Raw genomic sequence first — 20,712 nt, forward strand, 5'->3', positions numbered from 1 at the left:
GGGACAAAGATGGGCCGTATCGGGTTGGTTATAAAGAAAAAGGAGCTGTTTTTGAAAACAGCTCCTTTTATATTTGTTATCAGTAAGACCTGATTATTTGCCTGAAAGTTTTTCTTTCAAAGCAGCCAGTTCTTCAATGTCACCCAGTGTAGTTTTTTCAACCGGACCAGTTACCATTGCAGAAGACTCTTCGTTCTTGTTGTTGCGTCTTGCAGCCGGCTTTTTGTCACCTGCAGGAGCATCTTTCTTAGCACCCTTCTGTTCATCTTCGAAGATACGGCTATGAGAAAGGATGATACGTTTTGCTTCTTTGTTGAATTCGATTACCTTGAACTGCAGTTTTTCGTCAACAGCAGCCTGAGAACCGTCTTCTTTTACCAGGTGTTTCGGAGTTGCGAAACCTTCTACACCGTAAGGCAGAGAAACTACAGCGCCCTTATCCAGTACTTCAATGATTGTTCCTTCGTGGATTGAACCTACTGTAAAGATAGTTTCAAATACATCCCAAGGATTTTCTTCCAGCTGTTTGTGGCCTAAGCTCAAACGACGGTTTTCCTTGTCGATTTCCAGAACCTGAACTTCGATTTCTGCACCGATCTGAGTAAATTCGCTCGGGTGTTTGATCTTCTTAGTCCAAGAAAGGTCAGAGATGTGGATCAGTCCGTCTACGCCTTCTTCGATTTCTACGAATACACCGAAGTTAGTGAAGTTACGTACTTTTGCTGTGTGGCGTGAACCAACCGGGAAACGAGATTCGATATCTTCCCATGGGTCAGCTTTCAGCTGTTTGATACCCAAAGACATCTTACGTTCGTCACGATCCAAAGTCAGGATAACTGCTTCGATTTCGTCACCAACCTTCATGAAGTCCTGAGCAGAACGCAGGTGCTGAGTCCAGCTCATTTCTGATACGTGGATCAAACCTTCTACGCCCGGAGCGATTTCGATGAATGCACCGTAGTCAGCCATAACAACTACTTTACCTTTTACCTTGTCACCAACCTTCAAGTTAGGATCCAAAGCATCCCAAGGATGCGGAGTCAGTTGTTTCAAGCCCAAAGCGATACGTTTCTTTTCATCGTCGAAGTCAAGGATAACAACGTTGATCTTCTGATCAAGCTGAACGATTTCTTCCGGATGAGAAACACGGCCCCAAGAAAGGTCTGTGATGTGGATCAAACCGTCTACGCCACCCAGGTCGATGAATACACCGTAAGAAGTGATGTTCTTAACAGTTCCTTCCAGTACCTGTCCTTTTTCCAGTTTAGAGATAATGTCTTTCTTCTGTGCTTCAAGCTCTGCTTCGATAAGAGCCTTGTGAGATACAACAACGTTTTTGAATTCCTGGTTGATCTTCACGATCTTGAATTCCATTGTCTTTCCTACGAATACATCATAATCGCGGATCGGTTTAACGTCGATCTGAGAACCCGGTAAGAATGCTTCGATACCGAATACGTCAACGATCATACCGCCCTTCGTGCGACATTTGATGTAACCTTTAATAATTTCGTCTTTTTCAAGAGCTTCGTTAACACGATCCCAAGAACGTGTAGCGCGAGCTTTCTTGTGAGAAAGGATCAGCTGTCCTTTTTTGTCTTCCTGGTTTTCGATGTATACTTCTACTTCGTCACCAATTTTCAGATCCGGATTGTAACGGAATTCCGCCATTGATACAACACCGTCTGATTTGAAACCGATGTTCACTACAACTTCACGTTTGTTCATTGCAGTAACGGTTCCCATAACGACTTCCTTATCCTTTACAGTGTTCAGGGTTTCGTCATACGTTTTTACAAGGTCGTCCTTGCTTACGTCACCGTAAGTTTCCCCTTTTTCATAGGAGTCCCAGTTGAAATCTTCAACCGGCTGAATGTTCTTTAAATTTTCCATTCTCTAATTGTTAATACTTAAGTTTGTTTTAATTAGTAAGTTAGACATTATGTTGTCATATCTCAAAAATCGGGGCAAAGGTAACGCTTTTTTTCTGATAGACAATAGTTTTACTCCTGAAAATACGTTTCCCTTATCTGTTATTTCTCTTTACGGAATGCCTTCCTGAATTTATAATCGAGGAACAGGAGTAACAATGCCAATATACCGATATAGAAATAGAAACCAAAGGCGGAGATATCAATTTTCGGCCAGTTCATCTGCATCCCGGTCGTTTCCGGTAGCCCTATATAATAAAGAATAGAAATGACAGCCATCCCCAGCATCCCCAGCGAAGCAGCAATGACTGCCGCCAGCCCGAATCGTTCGTTACGTTTCCTGGCTTTAACCGTTTCGCCGGCTATCTGTTGCATAATTTTCAGACGGAAGGAAGCCGGCAGTTCTTCTTCCGGCATTTGCCTGAACAGTTTCTCCAGTATATCCGGGTTCTTTTTATGATTGTCCATCTTTATTTTTCCTCCATTCCTTTGATTAATAAAAATAACTTTTTCCGTATGCGGTGCAGTTTCACTTTGATGTTGGATGCACTGAAACCGGTAATGACGGTTAATTCTTCCACCGTCTTTTCTTTCATATAAAAAAGTAGTATCAATGCTCTTTCGTCCGGTGGGAGCAGGGTCAGGGCTGCTTCCAGCCGGTCGAGTTGTTCGGTCGGTGATACGCTCCCCAGCAGTTCGCTGACAGCCTCTTCCGATACGTTGCTGATCTGTGGCTCTTCGATGGCAACGAATTCCTGCTTCTTCCTGCGGAGTTCCGATATAGCCGTATTGTAAGCTATACGGTAGATCCAGGTGGAGAAGCTGCAATCGGCTTTAAACGACGGCAAGTTACGAAATACTTTCATAAATACATCCTGCGCCAGTTCTTCCGCATCCTCCTTATTACGTACCATTTTAAGGATTAACGAATGAACCGGACGGCTGTATTTATCCAGAAGGCAGGCAAAGCAACCTGTATCTCCCGCAACTATTCTTTCTATGTAATATGCGTCGCTATACAACTCCATCCTACCTAATGGACGCAAGTTCGGCAATTTGGTTACAACTTACAACAATAAAAATATTAAAATCACCATTCATTATTCATTTTTGTGATTTATCTTTCTGATAATAAGAAGATTCATGGTATGGGTCCCAAAGAAAATTAAGGAAATGGATAGTCTTTCACTGATTGCCGGTTATGGACCTTTAAAATGGGAAACATTCATTCGATAAAGGATTGAAATATTGTTTGTTATCCTATCGAATGAATGTTATAAATGATTTTTCTGCTTAAACTTTTATTTTTTCTCTTTGACGATCAGTAACCAGCCTTTTTTGCTGCCGACCGGAATACTTTCATTGATACCGAACGTATGTTCTTGCTGGAAGTCTGCTATTTCAGGAGCATATAGTATGGCTTTTGACGGATCGATACCCAATGTTATCCAGTTGTAATCCAGCTTGATGGTCTGATCTTTCGTATCAAAATTACCAATAGCCAGTAATGTTTCCTGAGGTTTTACATATACCGTGACTTTAACGTCCGGATGGTTAGAGCGTACCGGGCAATCATTGTCCCAATAGCCGAGCATATTTGCTTCGGTGATACCGAAGGATTTCCATAAAGCCCATACCGGCGCAGGTGAGAACTGACCGTATGAATGGCGGGCTGTTGTGCCGTAAACCATACCGAGATACCGGTTGCCTCCATCTTGTAACATTTCGCTCATTTGTCCGAAAGGAATACCGGAGAAAGTTACGAACCATTCGTCGGGGCGCATCTGGTTGTATTTGAAGCTCTCGCCAAACCAAAGACGATCCACATACGGGAAGAAGTCTGTGTACTGGTTGGCTGGTCCGATTGAATAACCGGTATTTGAGTGGAGGTCTATCAATGCATTAGGACGATATTGTGCCATGATCTTTTTCATTCGTTTCATTACAGTACGGTCGAAGGACACATCATCCATATAGATTCCGTCTATCTGATAGTTTTCGAACATCCAGCGCAATCCTTCCAGATAATAATTTATCCAGCGGGAGAAACCATTTAATACGAGGGCAGCATCCGAGTGTTGTCCGGGCAGTTCCGTATACCAGGCAGCCTTGTAGTCGTCGATCAGATGTTCGCAATGCCAGGGGAGGCCGTAACCGACTCCTGCAACGAATATTTCGTGGTTCAGGCTTTTTAATGCATATATTTCGGTAGCATAATTAGTCAGTTCCCGGATCGTGTAGTAAAGTTTCACTTTCCGATTTGCTTTATGCTGCTCATTAATATATTCTATAAGGGAGTCGCGGACAATGAACGGATAGTTAATTACCGGGTTCAGGTTCTGCGAGTGGTGGATGTTGGCAACGTTGGCTCCTTCGGTGGCAGCCTGTGCGAAACCGTTCGGGTTGGCATGATAATACCTTTCGGAGAAATGTTTGGACGGGTTGACGGGCTTGACCGGAGTGACCAGTAATGCGAACTCAAAGTCTTTTGGAACCGAGCCGAGCGTATCTTTTCCAGTCTGTGCGATGACTGTTGTTCCGTTGACGAGAATATGCCCGTTCCCGTTGTTTGACCATACCGGGGTAGCTGCCGGTTTATAGTCGTTGATCAGCGGACCGTGGTAAGTGCCGCCTCGGAATTCTACATGTAGTCCGGACTTTGGACCTCCCATCCAATAACTATCCCACGGACCTTTCCAGTCCCATGTATAATGTTCCGGGTGTTTTCCGCCACTATAACCGGTTCCCATGAAATATTCCGAAGAAACGGAGGCATAATCGGTTATCAGTTTGATGTTGTTTACGATCATTTCGTGTGCGGCAGAGACTTTCAGGTGGTAACGGATGTATCCGTCGTATTCCATATAAGCCTTACAATCGAAGCTGATATCGTTCTGAGTGGAGGATGCAGTCCATGAAACCAAGCCATCTGCTTCTTTTTTTAGGCGGATGTTTTCACTGTTAAAGGTAACGGGACCTTGTGATGTCTCGACGATGAAACTGAATGGTTTTCTTATGATCGGTCGGTTATTTATTTCGATTGCTTCCGGCAGTCCGTTCCCGTCTATTGTCAGATATTTATCAGTAGCGGTGATTCGGTTGTCGGTTACCTGCATTGCTGTGTAAGGTGTTACCGGCAGATTGTCGGTTCCGATCGTGGAGTTCAGCCATCTGAGGCGTGAATGACGCCAGAGTTCTCCATCTCCTTTGTCAGTCAGGAAATCATTAGTTACTTGAAGGTTTATCCGGATTGTCTGGGGGGCTGCATTATCGGAGGTCAGGGTTACTGTACCCTGATAATTCCCTGGACTGGCATTTTCCGGTATTTGTAGTCCGCACCATAGTGCTTGTATATGACCGGCGGGAATATTTACCGTGAATCGGATCGGATTACCGTCCCAGTTGATGCCTTCCTGGTTGAAACAGGTTGCTTCCGATGCCCGGATGATATGGCTGCCGGAAGCGAAATCACTGAAGGAAAGCCGGATATTGTTCAGCTCTTTTTGTGCTGCCCAAACACCAATTTGCCAGGTATAGTATTCGTTTTTGATTGCCATACCGGAGAATTCGGAAGAAGAACCTTTTTCTATCCATCGTACCGGAAGCCTTTTGGACAGGCGGATCGGAAATGCTCTGTCTTCCGGAAAGATAAGGAAGCCGTCCTGAGCTTGTTTTGCTAAGACTTGTTCCTCTTCGCTGGTAGCGATGAGTCCCATCGGGGTGAAAAAATCGAATTCCGAACGGCTTTCGAATTGTTTGACTTTAACCTGCGGGAGGGTTGATTGGTTTTTATTGACATTTGCTTTCCAGTCGGCATCGGCAATCTCTTCCGGTGGCAAATAATCGTTCCAGGGTTTACCATAACGGGCATCGTCAGATCCTTTCCTGAATTTATAAGGCAGATAATAGATATAGTATTCGCCTGCTTCCCGAGGTTGAAAAGCTATTTTCCCTGTTTCCGGAGTGAGTTCCAGTACGGTAACGTTCCGGATGTTTTCTCCTGTCCGGGCATTGGTGACAATAATCCGTTTGGTTTCCGGCCGCATATCCGGTCGCCGCCAGGGGAGGGTTGCAATGACAGCGTCGGCTTGTATGTCACTGACCAAAACGACGGCGCGATGGTTTCCGGATCCATCCACATCCCAGGGTGTTTGTGTGATGACAAAAGGAATACCGTCTGGCGAAAATTCCTGGTACTGGCTTTTCCCATCCGGGAAGGATGCCCGATTCGAGCATCCTCCCAGTGTGGTGATCAATGTGATCAATAAAAGAGTTTTTTTCATAGGATTTATTATTAAGTGCATAGATCTACCAGAGATGATAGGTATTAATATCTTTCAGAAAATCGATGTTGAAGAGTTCTTTCTTTGCTACTTTTACATCTGATTTCTTCATATGTTCGATCAGTATATCCCGGGTGGTGTACGCTTTATCTATTTTGTTGTCTTTGATGACGACATTCCGGCAACCATCCAGCAAGAAAGCGGATTGTTGCCAAGCGTAGGGCTTGTAAGTATATGTCTTTATGATTTCATTGCCGGTGAATGAAAGATTTCTTACGGAACGAGCACGTACGAGCGGTGCGTCGAAGACCTTAAAGACATTATCCCGGATGTAAATGTTCTTATGATACGGTTCGGCTTGGGCATCTTGCGGCTTATGGGAAGGTGTGATGGTAATAACCGCTTCCCCCCATTCGCCACGGCTTCCGTGAGCATTTCCGGAAGTGAGGCAGTCTTCGAATACATTGTTTCGTATCTGCATATTGTTGTTTGCTCCCGATTCGTACCAATAATCCATGTCACCTTCAATAAGAATAGCTGTTCCTGCACTGCGGAAGTAGTTGTTCTCTATAATGACTTCTTTCGGTGTCGTTACGAGAATCCCTCTTGCCCGGTGTCGTTTTAGTATTTTGCAGTTCCTTAACTCCAGACCTGCTACCCAGGTTTTATTCTCCGTGAAGTCACCAACCTGGATACCTTTCGGAATAGGTTGGGTAAACGAAATCTGAAAGCCGGTGACTTTACCGTCTTCTTTGATCGGGGTGATGGATTCTACGATACGGACTTCTTCCCGTTGGGCTGTTTCGTGTTTAATAAACCACATCTCATCGTTCGGGGTGGTATATCGTCCGTCTGTTTTTACTTCGATTGTCTTTTCATCCGGAATGTTCATGATAATGACACTACGGCCATGCACGTTGATAAAGTCGTCTCCCTGCCCGGTATGTGCACAATTCTCCACTTTAATAACTCCCTTACAGTTGACGAAGTGTGAAGCGTCAGCAATAATGCTGAATACACGACCTTTGGCATCGTTTACCATCATGGAGGCATTATCCATTGTAATATTTTCCGTCCGTTCTCCCAATACGCCGTGGCTCAGACAATGATAAATCTGAAGGTCTTTCAAGACAATGTCCCGGCTGTTCCGAATATGGAATCCGACGATGGCGTAACGGGCATGAAACAGGGAAACGAAGGTACCACTTTCGGGTTTCATAGGTGTTTTCCCGTGAAAGCGTACGATTCCTCCCCCCAGTTCTTCGGCTTCCTGTTCGAATATATTACCAAGCGGGCTATCCCAACTATTGTAGACGATCTCTTTGTTTGTTTTGTCGTATAGATTATTGTATACGTTCAGAACCGGAAGCTTCCAGCCTTCGCCGAGGAAAAGAATTTTTTTGTTCTCGATCACATAAGGATAGCTTTTTCGGTCTATTTTTACATCCAGATATGTATCTGTCGACTTAGTAATTTCCGCTTGGGATATCAGTGGCCTGTCCCAGTCGACCGAGAAGTTTTTGAATAGGATATTGAAACAGGAGTCGACATGGGCTATTTCCATCCAGCCGTGGAATATGAACTCTGAACCATTCCCGTCTATTGTCAGGTCATTCATCTTTTGCAGGTCGAATCCGATACTGTCAGTCTTGTCTGCATAGCGGGTAGGCCAGAAATCATAGCGTCCTTCGGGAAAGCTGATGACTATGTCTGATTTATCTTTACAGTATTCCAACGCCTGTTTTACGGCAGGCATTACATCGGTCTGTGAGTTTGGTATCGCACCGAAACGAGTGATTGGTATTACTTCCTGTGCTGATGCCGGGATGGTGGCCAGACTGATCAGGAGGAACCATAAGAATTTGAGTTTCATGATCGTAAGTTTAATGAATTTAGCAAAGAAGTTGCCTTAAAGGTAGTTATGTTTCTACAGAATAAGGCAACTTCCGGTGTGATATTAGAATTTTATCAGAAAGAAACCGATATTGTCCAGGTCTGTTTAGTAGTACGGTTTCCGGCTATGAGCGTGTAGCTTACCGGACTGGAAAAATCTGTGTAGGTTCCCATGATCGGCTCGATCACAACACCTTCTGAAACGGCGGCGCGAGGAACGAGCCTGTTTAGGCTTGTTCCCGGAGTTGCCTTGACGGTGATGGTACCGGTTTCGCTGTCTATTTTACTTTCTATGACTACGTTTTCCCCTTTTTCATTCAATAAACTGAAAGCGGTGATATCAGTCTTGTTACTGTCGCTGGAAGGATATGCATACAAATCTGTTTTGTCGCATGACGTGCCCACGACAATAAGGAATAGCATGATTATATACTTGAAGATTTTCATAATTCTAAGATTTAAATTACCAACCTGTATTCTGTGTCATATTCTTGTTATTCCGTAATTCGACTGCGGGGATCGGCCACAGGTAATATTGCGGATAAGTAAGATATTTTGTCTGCATTAGGATCGATTCCTGTCCGAATGTTTCACGGCGATATCCGTAAAATTCAGCACCATACGGCATTGTCCGCTCATATTCATGCCAGCGTTTGTAATCCCATACCAGTACATGTTCGGCCATCAGCTCGATTTTCCGCTCATGCTTGATGATCTCCAGCATCTCGTTTTTATCGGAGCAGGCGATAGCAGGCATGTCGACTCTTTCTCTGACCATATTGACATATTTGACGGCTTCAGCCGTTTTGCCGGTTTCATTCAGTGCTTCGGCATATAGCAGGAGCATGTCGGAATAGCGTACGAGCGGGTAGTTGTTGTCGCTGTTTCCGTAATAGTAAACCGGGTTGAAATTTGTCGGGTCTACCAGCTTTTTAAAGAAATAACAGTCGTTTTCCCAGTCGGGAGCAAAGCTACGGTTGGCAGCTGCCCAATATTCACCGGGCTTTTGTAAAACCCCGTTATCGTCTTTATAGATATTGGCATTGAAGAAAGTCGCATTGAGGCGCGGATCTCTGTCCTTAAATTCCTGTTGAGGGTCATAGTCCGGACATTTACCTTCCAGCGGACTTCTCTGCATTTTGGTATTCCTGTATTCGTTCATCTCCTTGAAACTGATACCATGTGCCTGGAAGCCATGTTTACATTCATACATATCGATGTAATTCTGTTGTGCCTGCTGACCTTTCCAGCCAGGTCCGGCAAATGAGGTACTGATATTGTTGGGATGTTTGTCTTTCATGAACTGGTAAGAGAAAATGACTTCCTTGTTATCCGTTCCTTCATTGGCTGCCCAAAATATTTGGGTAAAGTTCTCTACCGGGTCCGCATCTTTCTTGAAAAGTTCGTATTTACCGCTTTTAACAATTTCCTTTAAAGCATCGGCGGCAACCTGATAATAGTCTTGCTTTCCATAAAATCCGGCGTAATGCATGGCGGCTCTGGCTTTATAGGCGTAGGCAACATATTTATCAATACGTCCGTGGGCTCCGTCCGACTGTTCTTCCGGTAATTCGCTGATAGCCTTGTCCAGTTCATTGATGATAAACTCCATGATCTGGTCGGTTGCATCCCGTGCCGGCCATTCGTCGGCAGAAAGTGTTTGGGTGATCAGCGGGACATCGCCGAAACCTTGTACGAGACGAAGATACAGGAATGCACGTATGACGCGTGCCTGACCACAATAATCGTTGTATGTCTTCTCTGCCAGCTGGTCTTTTACTTTTTCTACATTCTCAAAGAAGAAGTTGCAGTTACGGATGAATTTGTATTTCTTTTTCCAAAAATCGGCCACCCAACCATTGTCAGCTGTCAGTGTTCCGGTATTGAATGCATTAAAGCCGAACTCCCAGGGAGCTTTCAAGTACATCAGATCCGTACATAAATCCATGTAGGGAGCACCTCCGGGTTTAAATTCCCCGCTTCCGTCAAGCTCATAAAAGCATTCGTATAAACCATTTACGGCATATTCGGCATCACTTCCTTTTTGCCAGTAAGATGATTCAGACAAAGTAGTAAGAGGCCCTTTGTTCAGAAAATCGTCGCAGGAAGCCAGCAATATAACGAAGAAGAATAAAAATAATCTTTTCATGACTTGTACCAATTAGAAATTAACATTAAGTCCTATCGAATAAACTCTCAGAGTCGGATAGATATCCGGTTTCATATCTCCTTCCGGATCGTATCCGTCTAGAAAATCGGGAGCAATGGTAAACAGGTTGGTACCTGATACATACAGGCGCAATGTCTTTACCCGTATTTTAGAGGTGAAAGATTGCGGGAAGTTATATCCGATCTGTAAGTTTTTCAACTTTATATAAGATGCACTCTTTACCCAAAAGCTTGACATCGGATCGGTGTTGTGGCTGTATTCTTTCCGTAAACGAGGGTACAGGGCATCTGCATTCCGATTCTCTTCCGTCCAGCGATCCAGCTGGTTGGCATCAGGCGACCAGAAATTGTGGAAAGAGGTTCGGGTATTGCCGGATATCTGTTTATCCACATTAAAGGCTCCCTGGAAGAATACTTGCAGGTCGAATCCTTTATAGCCGAGTCCAAGATTCAAACCGAAACTGTTCTTTGTATTCCAGTTGCCTAGTTTTACGTTATCCAGGTAATCCAGTCGACCGTCTCCGTTCTGATCTTTATACATCAGGTCTCCAAGGGCTATCTGCGGAGCTACGTTTTCCAGTTTTTTGTATTCGTCCAGTGTTTTTTCGTCGTTGATGATACCGAGACACTCGTATCCGTAATAGTTACCGAGTTCCTCGCCTGGACGATATTCCGTACTGAATGCGGTTGCACGGTCTTTCAGGTCGATCACCCAGCTGTTCCAGCCTGTCAGTGAGAAGCGGGCGCTGTAGGTGAGGTCTTTCGTGAAATTACCGTTTGTTCCGACTGATAAATCAAATCCGTGACTGCCTATCTTGCCGGCGTTGACCGTTAGGTTAGCATCCGGTGCACCGATCGTTGTGGAAATAGGGACTGTTAGTAATACATCGTCTGTATTTTTCTTCCATAAGTCGATTTCAAACGTATATTTACCGTTTAGGAAGCTACCGTCCAAGCCTAGATTGTAGGAAGTGGTCGTTTCCCAGGTCAAATCTTTGTTGGCAAATTTTGCTGGTCGGGTTCCAAATACCAGTTTATCGTCGAAATTGTAATAAGCTCCGGATTCAACGCCAGGGAACCATAGGTACAGTCCTACTTTCTCTGCGTTACCTAACTGTCCCCATGAAAGACGGACTTTCAGATTGTCGATAAAGTCGTATTTACTCAGGAAACTTTCCTTACTGATATTCCATCCTAGAGAGAAAGAAGGGAATAATCCCCATTGTTTGCCTGGTGCGAAACGGGAAGAACCGTCGTAACGCAGGTTCGCTTCGAACAGATATTTGTTCATAAAAGTATAATTGGCACGACCGAAGAAAGAGACGAACGACCATTGGTCGGCTCCACCTTCATTGGTCTGGGTAGAAGCGTCGCCGGCATTCAGTTCCCATAGAGAATCATTGATAAAATTCTTTCTATAGCCTTTTATAAAGTCGCTGCGCAAGTTCTCCTGTGAGTAACCTCCCAGTATTTTGAAGAAATGGTCATGAATCGTCTTTTCATACGTTGCTGTTAATTGCAGATCGTATTTCATTTCTTTATCCCAGTTCTCCTGTAAAGAGGCTGGTCCTGACTGGGCTATCTCCTGTTTTAACGGGTCCCAAGAGGTCCAGCTACGGCTGTAGCTCTGGCTGTCCGACCATGAATAGCGGTAACTTCCCATCGCTTTGAGCGTCAGACCGCTTATGGGCTGGTATTGCAGGCTGGCCATTGTGTTCAATGTGTTCCAGTAGGTTTCTACCGGACCATATTCATTGATACTTTTTACCGGGTTACCGGTATCCCAAAGGTAACGTCCGTCTGCAAAGATCATGCTTCCCCAATTTCCGTCGGAATATTTTTCCTGTGCTGTGCTGGATGCAGCCAATACATTTGAAAATGTTCCCGACAGACCTCCGTTATCTTTATGGGTACGGATATAGTTCGACATGAACTGGAATTGTATTTTCTTGGTAATGTCGCTGGTGATGTTGGCACGCAGGTTCATACGGTCGTAATTGTCTATTTTACGGACCATCCCTTTTTGATCGACATATTCGCCGGAGACATAATAACGACCTAGTTTTCCGTTACCACTAACACTTAGATGGTTGGTAAAGATCGGGGCAACTTTCAGTAAAGTACGGTCTTTCCAGTTTGTATTCCCGTGGAAGTCGTCTGTCTGTCCATTCTTGAACATTTCCAGGTCTGTGTCACTATAGACATTACTTTTACCGTCATTCCGGTGTACTTCATTGACCAGGGTGGCGTATTCGTAAGCACTCAGTGTCTTTGGAAATTGTGCCAGTGTTTGGAGACCGACGTAACTGTCGAACTGGATCATCGGCTTGTCATCATCGATACGTCCTTGTTTGGTGGTTACCAGAATAACACCGTTGGCAGCTCTGGCTCCATAGATGGCAGAAGCAGCTGCATCCTTCAACACGGAGATTGACTCGATATCGAAAGTCGACAGATGCGACAGGGTTCCTGATGGGCTGCCGTCTATAAGAATTAGAGGTTCGGTTCCTCCATCGATTGTTCCCAATCCGCGGATCAACAGAGAGGCTGCCTTATCCGGTTCACCGGAACTTTCATTGATGGTCAAACCCGCAACTCGTCCTTGTAGTGCTGAATAGATACTTGGGCGCGGAATATTTTGCAATTCCTTGGTATTGACATTGGTCACAGCGGCAGTCATACTGGATTTTCGTTGGGTTCCATAACCTACAACGATAACTTCATCAAGCTTACCCATGCTTTCCTGCAGTTGAATAGAGACTGATGTTTGGTTGCCGATGGGGACTTCCTGCGATGTATATCCGATATAGGAGATTAGAAGTGTTGCGTTAGCTGGTAGGGAAAGAGAGAATTTACCGTCCAGGTCTGTTATTGTCCCGTTAGTAGTACCTTTTTCTACGACATTTGCTCCGATAATCGGATCACCGTTCGGATCGCTGACGGTTCCTGTTATTTTCTTTTGGGATTGCTGCAGAATTGAGGGTTGCGTTCCTTTACTCTGTTTCGACAAGATGATGTAGTTGTTTTCAAATTCATATTTTACATCTGTATTTTTAAAAACATTACTTAAAAGCTCTGTGACTTTACTGGTCCCGGCTTTTATATTTGCGACTCTCTCTGTTTCGATTTCCCGGTTGCTGTATACAACCAGGTACTCAGTCTGTTCTTCTATCGCTTTCAGAAATTGTCCGACGGTGATATTCCCTGATGCAATCTTTATTGTAACATTTTGTGCATTAGAGTTTATGGACATAAGCTGAAATGTACAGACAAATAATAGAAATAAGGAAATTTTCATGATTTTAGACCATTTGTTATGGTTTATTCTAAATAACAATAGTGCTAACAAAGGATTTCTTTTCATATCTTTGCTCTGTTAAGTGAATACTAAAATTAAAACTCGTGTTTGCTTTTCGCAACCGGCGGGTGCTGCTACACTTGCCAGTTTTTCATTTGTCATTTCTTCATAGGCATTCTTTTTAATTGTTTATACTATTTACTTGTCACCTGGAAATTATAATTGTATTCTTTTCCGGTTCTTTCTTTATTTTGAATTTATGTATTTTTTGGATGATTCGTAGAATCTCATCGACTCCGTCCAGCTGACGGAATTTACCGGTATATTCCCTGGCTTCCAAAGAAGTGTCGCTGACTATGATGTTTATGTCGTAATACAGTTCCAATCTTTTTGCTATGTCTCCGAAAGGTTCGTTTTCAAAATTGTATATTCCATCTTTCCAGAGAAAGTCTGACGGGTTCTTTATTTTTTGAACCCGCATGACACCATTTTGGTAATAGACCTGTTCATTTGGATTTAATCTGATATTTTGTGTTTCTTTTTCCGGTTCATAAACAAGAATGGAGCCTTCTATTAAACTAGCACACACATAATTTGTTTTCGGATAACAGTAGACATTGAATTTAGTCCCTACAGCCTTGATGTCTATCCCTTTTGTAGATACTATGAATGGCTTGTCCCTATCTTTGGCGATATCAAAGAATGCTTCTCCTATAAGAGTGACTCTTCTTTCTTTCCCTTTGAATTCAGCCGGGTACAGAAGGGTTGATCCGGCATTTAACCAGACATCTGTCCCGTCATTCAATGTGACACAAGCCCTTTGTCCTGAAGGTACATATAATTTATTGGGATTGACGGAGGATAGCGATTCATTGTAGTAGTAGGAACCGAACCAGCTTCCAGTAAGCATACATATAATTACGGCGGCGTAGCTGGCATACCGTAAAATTGTTTTTCGTATTATATGTTTTTTCTTATAATGTCGGAATTTCTTGTAGAAGCTGATGCCTGCTTTTTCGTCATCTTTTTGGGGTGTGATACTGAACAATGCGTGTAAGTTCTGCAGTTGGATAAAATCTTTTTTTAGTGATTCATTCTCTTTTACCGCACGCAAAAGCTCTAACCGTTCATACGAAGTCAGTTCTCCCTGGAAATATTTCTTTATTTGTTCGTTCATTTTCTGCTGATATATAAGAAAACGGGCGAGCTAAATATTTCCGCTAAAAGAAAATTTGATTTTTTGTTATTTCCTGATTACAACTTTATAAACTGCAAAGAAAAAGTAGTAAGGGAAAGTAGTCTTTCAACTCTTCCCGTAACTTTTTATAAGCGATGCCGATTTGAGTTTCAACAGTGTTGACAGAAATGTTTAATTCCAGGGCAACCTCTTTCTGCTTTTTCCCTTCAATCTTGCTTTTGATAAAGATTTCCCGACATCTTTCCGGCAGTGAAAGAATGGCATTATTCAGAATGGTTTCGATATCTTTTTCATTAAACATATTATGGTCAAATATTTCCAATGAGTCGAACTTCATCTGCATGGTCAGCCGATATTCTTCTTTGAGCTGGTCTGAAGTTTCTCTTACGACTATTTTATGGCGCAGATAATCGATACACTTGTTTTTTATTGCAGTGAAAAGAAATGCCAGAATATTTATGTGATAGGAAAGGACCTCTCTGTGTTCCCAAGCCTCCATAAAAACATCATGGACAATGTTTTCCGCATCTTCTTCCGATTGAATATATTCCAGGGCAAATCGTTTCATTTTTGGGGAATAGGTGATGTATAGCTGCTCAAAGTTCAATTGATTTTCCATTTTTATCGTATTATCTGCTTTTCCGTATGCAAATTTAAATAAATATCTTTATGAATATGTATTTCTTTTTTCTTCTCAGACTGTAACCTTTTTTTCTTTACTGCGTCAAACTAGTAAACGAAATTAATTAACAACTAAAAAATTACAGTTATGATGAATTTTATAATGATTCCGCTTATTATCGGAATAATTTGTGCCGGTATTTATGGTTTGTTTGAATTGTTTGTACGGAAGAAAGAACGTTTGGCTATTATTGAGAAGATAGGAGATAAGCTGGAACCTTCTGCCTTTGATGCTAAAATAGGTTTGCCCCGTTTGAGTACTAATTTATCTTTTAGCTCGTTAAAAGCTGGCTGCCTGTTGGTTGGAATCGGCTTGGGTATATTGTTCGGATTCTTCTTGTCGATATCTACGGTGGCATGTGATAATTATGAAATGCGAAGTGCTGTGTATGGAGCATCGGTCCTGCTATTTGGCGGTCTCGGACTAATTGTTGCTTTTATTTTAGAAATGAAACTTTCGAAGGACAAAGATAAATAATTTAGGGAGTTGCAATCAATTGTTTACTTTTGATAAATTATTCATCCTTGATCTGAGTGATTATGAAGAAATAGTAGAGAATAACATTTATCTGCTATTCTCTACTATTTCTTATTTGATAATCATAGTCTCTTTTATAAGTAAATCTCCCCGAAAAACTCCGGACGATGGAAATTCGGTGCCGAAACATCGATCGGACTCCAACTTACGAAATGCGGAAATTCTGTATCGTCTGCGCATTTATAGAAGTTACCCAGTATTTTTTCCGGCAGGTTATTCGGATCGAGCCCCATCAGCTGGAATGGGATGGCAACTACCAGTTCCCAGGAGTATACCCCTTTCTTCTCGGCAAACGGTTTGTGCTCCAATGTGGAATATCTGCGGATGGATGCATACTCGTCGGAGTTCAGCGATCTTTTGATATCGCGTGATTGGCGGCGTGCTGCATCACAGGTGCCGATACAATTGAATTCAAAATTCATATAGTTGTGATCTTCTATGGTTTTCATAAAAAACTCTACACAACTATCGGTATAAACAGGTGATCCGTCTGTGCTGTGTACAGCTTTCAGGGAATTGCCTTTTACAAAATAACGAATATATAAATTCGTGTCTGTTCGAGCAATATCAAAGGCTACAATTGGTTTGTAAGGATATTCTTCCCAATTGATCACATCGATATACTCTCGCTGGGCCTTACTCTCCAGCAGATATCCTGCGGATGATAAATCCAGTACATCCAGCGTCACTAAATACGGTACTTTAAGCTTCTTCATGTTAATTATAGATTTGGAGCAACGGCAAATGGAAATATGAGGTGAGGAGCACGGATAATACTCCTACAATAGCCAAAACAATGATGATTGTCCCTACAATCCGATTCAATAACCATATTCCTCGTACATTAAACCATTTTTTCAATTTGGCAACTATATATGTGATTCCGAACCACCATAAGACGGCACCTACACCAATGCATGCAATCCCCCCCAATAACATCCAAACGGAATGATCTGGTAGCACAAATCCAAAGCGTGCAAACAAGCCTATATATAGAAGCACGATTAAAACGTTGCTAAAGGTAAGAAGAAAAGCTGTAATAAAATCCTGTGTGAACGATAACTTTTTTTCACGTTGCTTTTTTAAGTTTTTTACAGGATTGGATTGGTATATATAGTAACCGAAAAGTCCTAAGACAATACTGCCCATTAGCTGGAGAGGAGCCTGGTTGGCTTCTACGAAGTTAACGACAACTCCCATGCCCAAACAGGTAAGAGTTGCGTATATGACATCTGATAGGGCTGCTCCCAGACCGGTAACGAATCCGTGCCAGCGTCCTTTATTCAATGTTCTTTGTATACACAGCATTCCGATCGGACCCATAGGGGCTGATACGAGTATGCCTATCACAATTCCTTTACTAATAAGTCCCAGCATTATCTTTTATTTTCTGCCCAATTGACTGCAAAGATAGTGTCTATTCGTTGATAAAAAAAGGTAAAAACATAAAAATGGTCTGGAACAAAAGTCCCAGACCATTGATTTATAATTTGACCGGGTTATCCGGATTATTTAGGTTTGACAGTATTGTTACGTACTCCTTTCAGAATTCCCTGCAGTTGATAAACGATTTCCGGACGTTTTTCTGCCAGATTATCCTGTTCGCCGACCTGAGTCATGTCGTATAGCTGAGGGGCTTTCGAGTAACCAGTCTCGATCTTTGGTCCCCAGGGTACCATTTTCGGTCCGTCGCTGGTTTCAATATACTTCCAGTCTTTCGTACGGACTGATAAAGTATGGTCGGATGCCTGTTCGATAACCCATGGGCGATCGGCATTGTCCGTTCCCAGCAAGGTTCCCAAATAATTGTAACTGTCAGGAGCAGCGCCTTTAGGAAGTACAGAACCTGTCAATGCGGCGAGTGAAGCGAACCAGTCTACCTGTGACATTAAAGCATCTGATACTTTCCCTTTTTTTACTTCTTTCGGCCAGCTGACGATTGCGGGAATACGTGTTCCGGCTTCGAATGCGCTGTATTTTCCTCCGCGTAACGGACCACCTGGTTTGTGGTCACCCAACAGTTCTTCCGCCTGGTCTGCATAACCGTCATCTACAACCGGACCATTGTCGCTGGAGAGGATAATCAATGTATTTTCCCTTAACCCTAATCTTTCCAGTTCGTCCAGTATTTGTCCGACACTCCAGTCGAACTGTACGATGGCGTCGCCTCTGAGTCCCATTGGATTTTTTCCTCTGAAACGTTCATGAGGGAAACGGGGTACGTGTACGTCATTTGTGGCGAAGTACATGAAGAATGGTTTGTCTTTATTCGCCTTGATGAAGTCGAGGGCGTGGGTAGTGATGGAGTCTGCCAGGTTTTCATCTTTCCACAATGCCTTGCCTCCGCCTTTCATATAACCGATACGTCCGATTCCGTTGACGATTGCCATATCGTGACCATGACTGTGTTTCAGATTATAAAGCAGTTCCGGATGGTCTTTACCCAACGGCTCGCCTTCAAAAGGTTTCTGATAGCTGACTTCGATAGGTGCAGACGGGTCGTAGTTGGCTACTTTTCCGTTTTCTATGAATACACAAGGAACACGGTCGGCTGTAGCAGCCATGATATAGGAATAATCGAATCCAAGATCAGCCAATGCGGCAGGCAGAGGGGCATTCCAGTCCTGTTCGCCTGTTTTATCTCCCAGTCCCAAATGCCATTTGCCTAAGGCAGCAGTCGTATAGCCTGCGCTTTTGAACATATCGGCAATGGTATACCGTTCCGGACGGATGATCATTCCGGCATTTCCGGCAGCAATGTCTGTTCCCGGCCTGCGCCATGCATATTCTCCGGTAAGCAGCGAGTAACGCGAAGGCGTGCTGGTAGCCGCTGTTGCGTGAGTGTTCGTAAAGCGGATGCCACTGTTTGCCAGTTTGTTGACATTGGGTGTTTGTACGCGGGTCGCGCCGTAACATTCCAGGTCGCCATAACCCAGGTCGTCAGCGTAGATGAAAATGACATTCGGAGTTTTTGTCTCTTTTGCCTTTTGAGCATGGGAGGTGGTCGGGGAGACAAGGAATGCTCCCAGTCCGAAACCGATTAGTACGTTTGATTTCATGATATTTTTAGTCTATGTAAGTTGTCTTTTTTTGTTTAGCTCATAAATATCTGCATTTTTTTAATAATAGCCTTACTATCTTTTGCTTTTTTACGGATATAGTCTATTTATTTAAAATGGCAGACTGGATTTCCTGCTGAATTTTAGGATGCTTTATCCTTGGATCATTGTATTTTTCTCCATACTTATTTAATTGGGAGGCTAATTCTGAGACAACCTTTCTATATGCCGGATCCCGATAATGATTGATCAATTCATCCGGGTCTTTTTTCAGATCGGTCAGCCAGGGAACATCCTGTTCGTTCTCGGAATAAGTTAGTTTATAGTCGGGAGTTACAGCCGATATCCATAAACTACGGTTGCTGGTAGCCGGATCATCCCAGTCTCCTTTTATAACCTGCGTAGTCGAACGCATGAAAACAATATCTTCAACTTGCTTTGGAAGATTTTCTCCTTTCCATAATGGGGAGAGATCCCGTCCTTCAAGTTTAGCCGGTGAATGTATTCCACAGAAAGATAAAATACTGGGGGTGAAGTCGACTACGGACATGACATGGTCTATTTTATGATTTATTTTTACTCCTTTCGGATAACGTACGACGAAAGGTACACGGGAAGAGCCGTCAAGTGGAACGCCTTTGTTTATCAATCCATGTTCTCCGCACATGTCTCCATGGTCGGATGTAAATATGACGATTGTTTTTTCCAGGATGCCTGAATCGGAAAGTGTTTGGATAAGTTTACCTATATTATCATCGATACATTTGATCATACCGAAGTACTGTGCCATATCTTCCATCCGGTCTTGGGGCAGGTTGGCTCCGTGTGACCATGCGGGTAGGTTGGTCGTATCTTTTTGCGCTGTTCGAGGTTGTTGGAATGTAAAATGTTTGTACATCGTATCATAAGGTGACCTGACCAGATTCGCGCTATGGGGATCCGGCAAACTTAATACACAGCAGAAGGTTGTATCTTTGTGTTGCTGTATATAATCGATTGCTTTGCCGGTCAGATAATCGGTTGGGAAATTTGTCGAATCGGTCTCGGACATATCCGCTTTAGTGATAAACTCTGGTCCGTTTTCGGTCTCTATGATCTTTTTCCAGTGTCCCCGGTTATACATAAACCGGTTATCGTTGAAGCCATAATCTTTGTGAGGATGCCATTCCGGACGTCCTTTGCCGTTTAAATGTAGTTTGCCTATATAACCGGTGTCATATCCGTGTTCTCTCAATATGTCAGCGAAGGTCGGTACGTTAAGAATCATGTCGTTTGTTAATACTCCGTTATTCTGAGGAAAATATCCGCTGAGGAATGATCCCCGACTGGGGGAACTGACTGGCGTAGTGGCATAACAGCGCATGAAAAGAACCCCGTTGGATGCCATGGCATCTATATTTGGTGTTTCTACCGCAACCTCTTTTCCCCATGGGAAAGCCTGGTCTTCGGATAAATATTGCCTGTAACAACCTAGTGTACGGAAATTTTGTTCGTCCGTATGGATAATTAAAATATTGGGTTTCTCCTGAGCCGCAATATTTATCGCTCCTGTTATTAAGAGCGGAGATATGAAGGATAATTTTCTGATATTTTTCATACTTGCTTATGTATAAAAGAAGGTGTTACAAAATACGGCCTGTTCCCGTGATAACCAGGGAACGT

At 43.2% G+C, this 20,712-nt stretch carries 14 protein-coding genes and 1 pseudogene; 1 reads left to right on the forward strand and 14 read right to left on the reverse strand.

Going from position 1 to position 20,712, the window contains the following annotated elements; all coding sequences use genetic code 11:
• Positions 1–93: 93 nt before the first annotated feature.
• The 10 genes from rpsA to DXD68_RS22635 form a co-directional block, all read right to left on the reverse strand.
• Positions 94–1,893 (reverse strand): 30S ribosomal protein S1, encoded by a 1,800-nt coding sequence (rpsA, locus tag DXD68_RS22590; RefSeq protein ID WP_122363716.1) that lies wholly within the window; start codon positions 1,891–1,893, stop codon positions 94–96.
• 140 nt (positions 1,894–2,033) lie between these two features.
• The gene (locus DXD68_RS22595; RefSeq protein WP_122363717.1) at positions 2,034–2,399 is read right to left on the reverse strand and encodes a hypothetical protein; all 366 of its coding nucleotides are present in this window, start codon (positions 2,397–2,399) and stop codon (positions 2,034–2,036) included.
• Positions 2,400–2,401: 2 nt separating this feature from the next.
• Complete coding sequence (locus tag DXD68_RS22600; RefSeq protein WP_122363718.1) at positions 2,402–2,959, reverse strand: RNA polymerase sigma factor; 558 nt, start codon at positions 2,957–2,959, stop codon at positions 2,402–2,404.
• 273 nt (positions 2,960–3,232) lie between these two features.
• Entirely contained in the window at positions 3,233–6,214 is a 2,982-nt protein-coding gene (locus DXD68_RS22605; RefSeq protein WP_122363719.1) for a glycoside hydrolase domain-containing protein, read from the reverse strand.
• Positions 6,215–6,239: 25 nt separating this feature from the next.
• Positions 6,240–8,087, reverse strand: a complete 1,848-nt coding sequence (locus DXD68_RS22610; protein ID WP_122363720.1) for a right-handed parallel beta-helix repeat-containing protein — start codon at positions 8,085–8,087, stop codon at positions 6,240–6,242.
• Positions 8,088–8,182: 95 nt separating this feature from the next.
• Positions 8,183–8,554, reverse strand: coding sequence for a DUF5018-related domain-containing protein (locus tag DXD68_RS22615; protein ID WP_147383023.1), 372 nt, complete (start codon positions 8,552–8,554; stop codon positions 8,183–8,185).
• A 16-nt stretch (positions 8,555–8,570) separates the two neighbouring features.
• Positions 8,571–10,256, reverse strand: a complete 1,686-nt coding sequence (locus tag DXD68_RS22620; RefSeq protein WP_122363722.1) for a RagB/SusD family nutrient uptake outer membrane protein — start codon at positions 10,254–10,256, stop codon at positions 8,571–8,573.
• Between the two features lie 12 nt (positions 10,257–10,268).
• A complete protein-coding gene (locus DXD68_RS22625; protein WP_158585926.1) occupies positions 10,269–13,529 on the reverse strand; it encodes a TonB-dependent receptor in 3,261 nt (1,086 codons plus the stop codon).
• A 250-nt stretch (positions 13,530–13,779) separates the two neighbouring features.
• Positions 13,780–14,751 (reverse strand): FecR family protein, encoded by a 972-nt coding sequence (locus DXD68_RS22630; RefSeq protein WP_122363724.1) that lies wholly within the window; start codon positions 14,749–14,751, stop codon positions 13,780–13,782.
• An 85-nt stretch (positions 14,752–14,836) separates the two neighbouring features.
• Complete coding sequence (locus DXD68_RS22635) at positions 14,837–15,391, reverse strand: RNA polymerase sigma-70 factor (protein WP_122363725.1); 555 nt, start codon at positions 15,389–15,391, stop codon at positions 14,837–14,839.
• A 150-nt stretch (positions 15,392–15,541) separates the two neighbouring features.
• Between DXD68_RS22635 and DXD68_RS22640 the strand changes: the two genes are divergently transcribed.
• Positions 15,542–15,931: a DUF6249 domain-containing protein gene (locus DXD68_RS22640; protein ID WP_122363726.1), complete on the forward strand. Its 390-nt coding sequence runs from the start codon at positions 15,542–15,544 to the stop codon at positions 15,929–15,931.
• A 134-nt stretch (positions 15,932–16,065) separates the two neighbouring features.
• Here the strand turns inward: DXD68_RS22640 and DXD68_RS22645 are convergent, their stop codons facing one another.
• The 4 genes and pseudogenes from DXD68_RS22645 to DXD68_RS22660 all read right to left on the reverse strand — a co-directional run bounded on the left by DXD68_RS22645 (position 16,066) and on the right by DXD68_RS22660 (position 20,647).
• A complete protein-coding gene (locus tag DXD68_RS22645) occupies positions 16,066–16,707 on the reverse strand; it encodes a carbohydrate-binding family 9-like protein (RefSeq protein ID WP_122363727.1) in 642 nt (213 codons plus the stop codon).
• Position 16,708: 1 nt separating this feature from the next.
• Positions 16,709–17,368: a LysE family translocator gene (locus DXD68_RS22650; protein ID WP_122363728.1), complete on the reverse strand. Its 660-nt coding sequence runs from the start codon at positions 17,366–17,368 to the stop codon at positions 16,709–16,711.
• 131 nt (positions 17,369–17,499) lie between these two features.
• Positions 17,500–18,960: pseudogene (locus DXD68_RS22655) on the reverse strand (sulfatase family protein); the annotation flags it as partial.
• Positions 18,961–19,153: 193 nt separating this feature from the next.
• On the reverse strand, positions 19,154–20,647 hold the full coding sequence (locus tag DXD68_RS22660; protein ID WP_122363730.1) for a sulfatase-like hydrolase/transferase: 1,494 nt from the start codon (positions 20,645–20,647) through the stop codon (positions 19,154–19,156).
• Positions 20,648–20,712 lie beyond the last annotated feature (65 nt).

It is taken from the genome of Parabacteroides sp. TM07-1AC, assembly GCF_003480915.1.
GTDB lineage: Bacteria > Bacteroidota > Bacteroidia > Bacteroidales > Tannerellaceae > Parabacteroides > Parabacteroides chongii.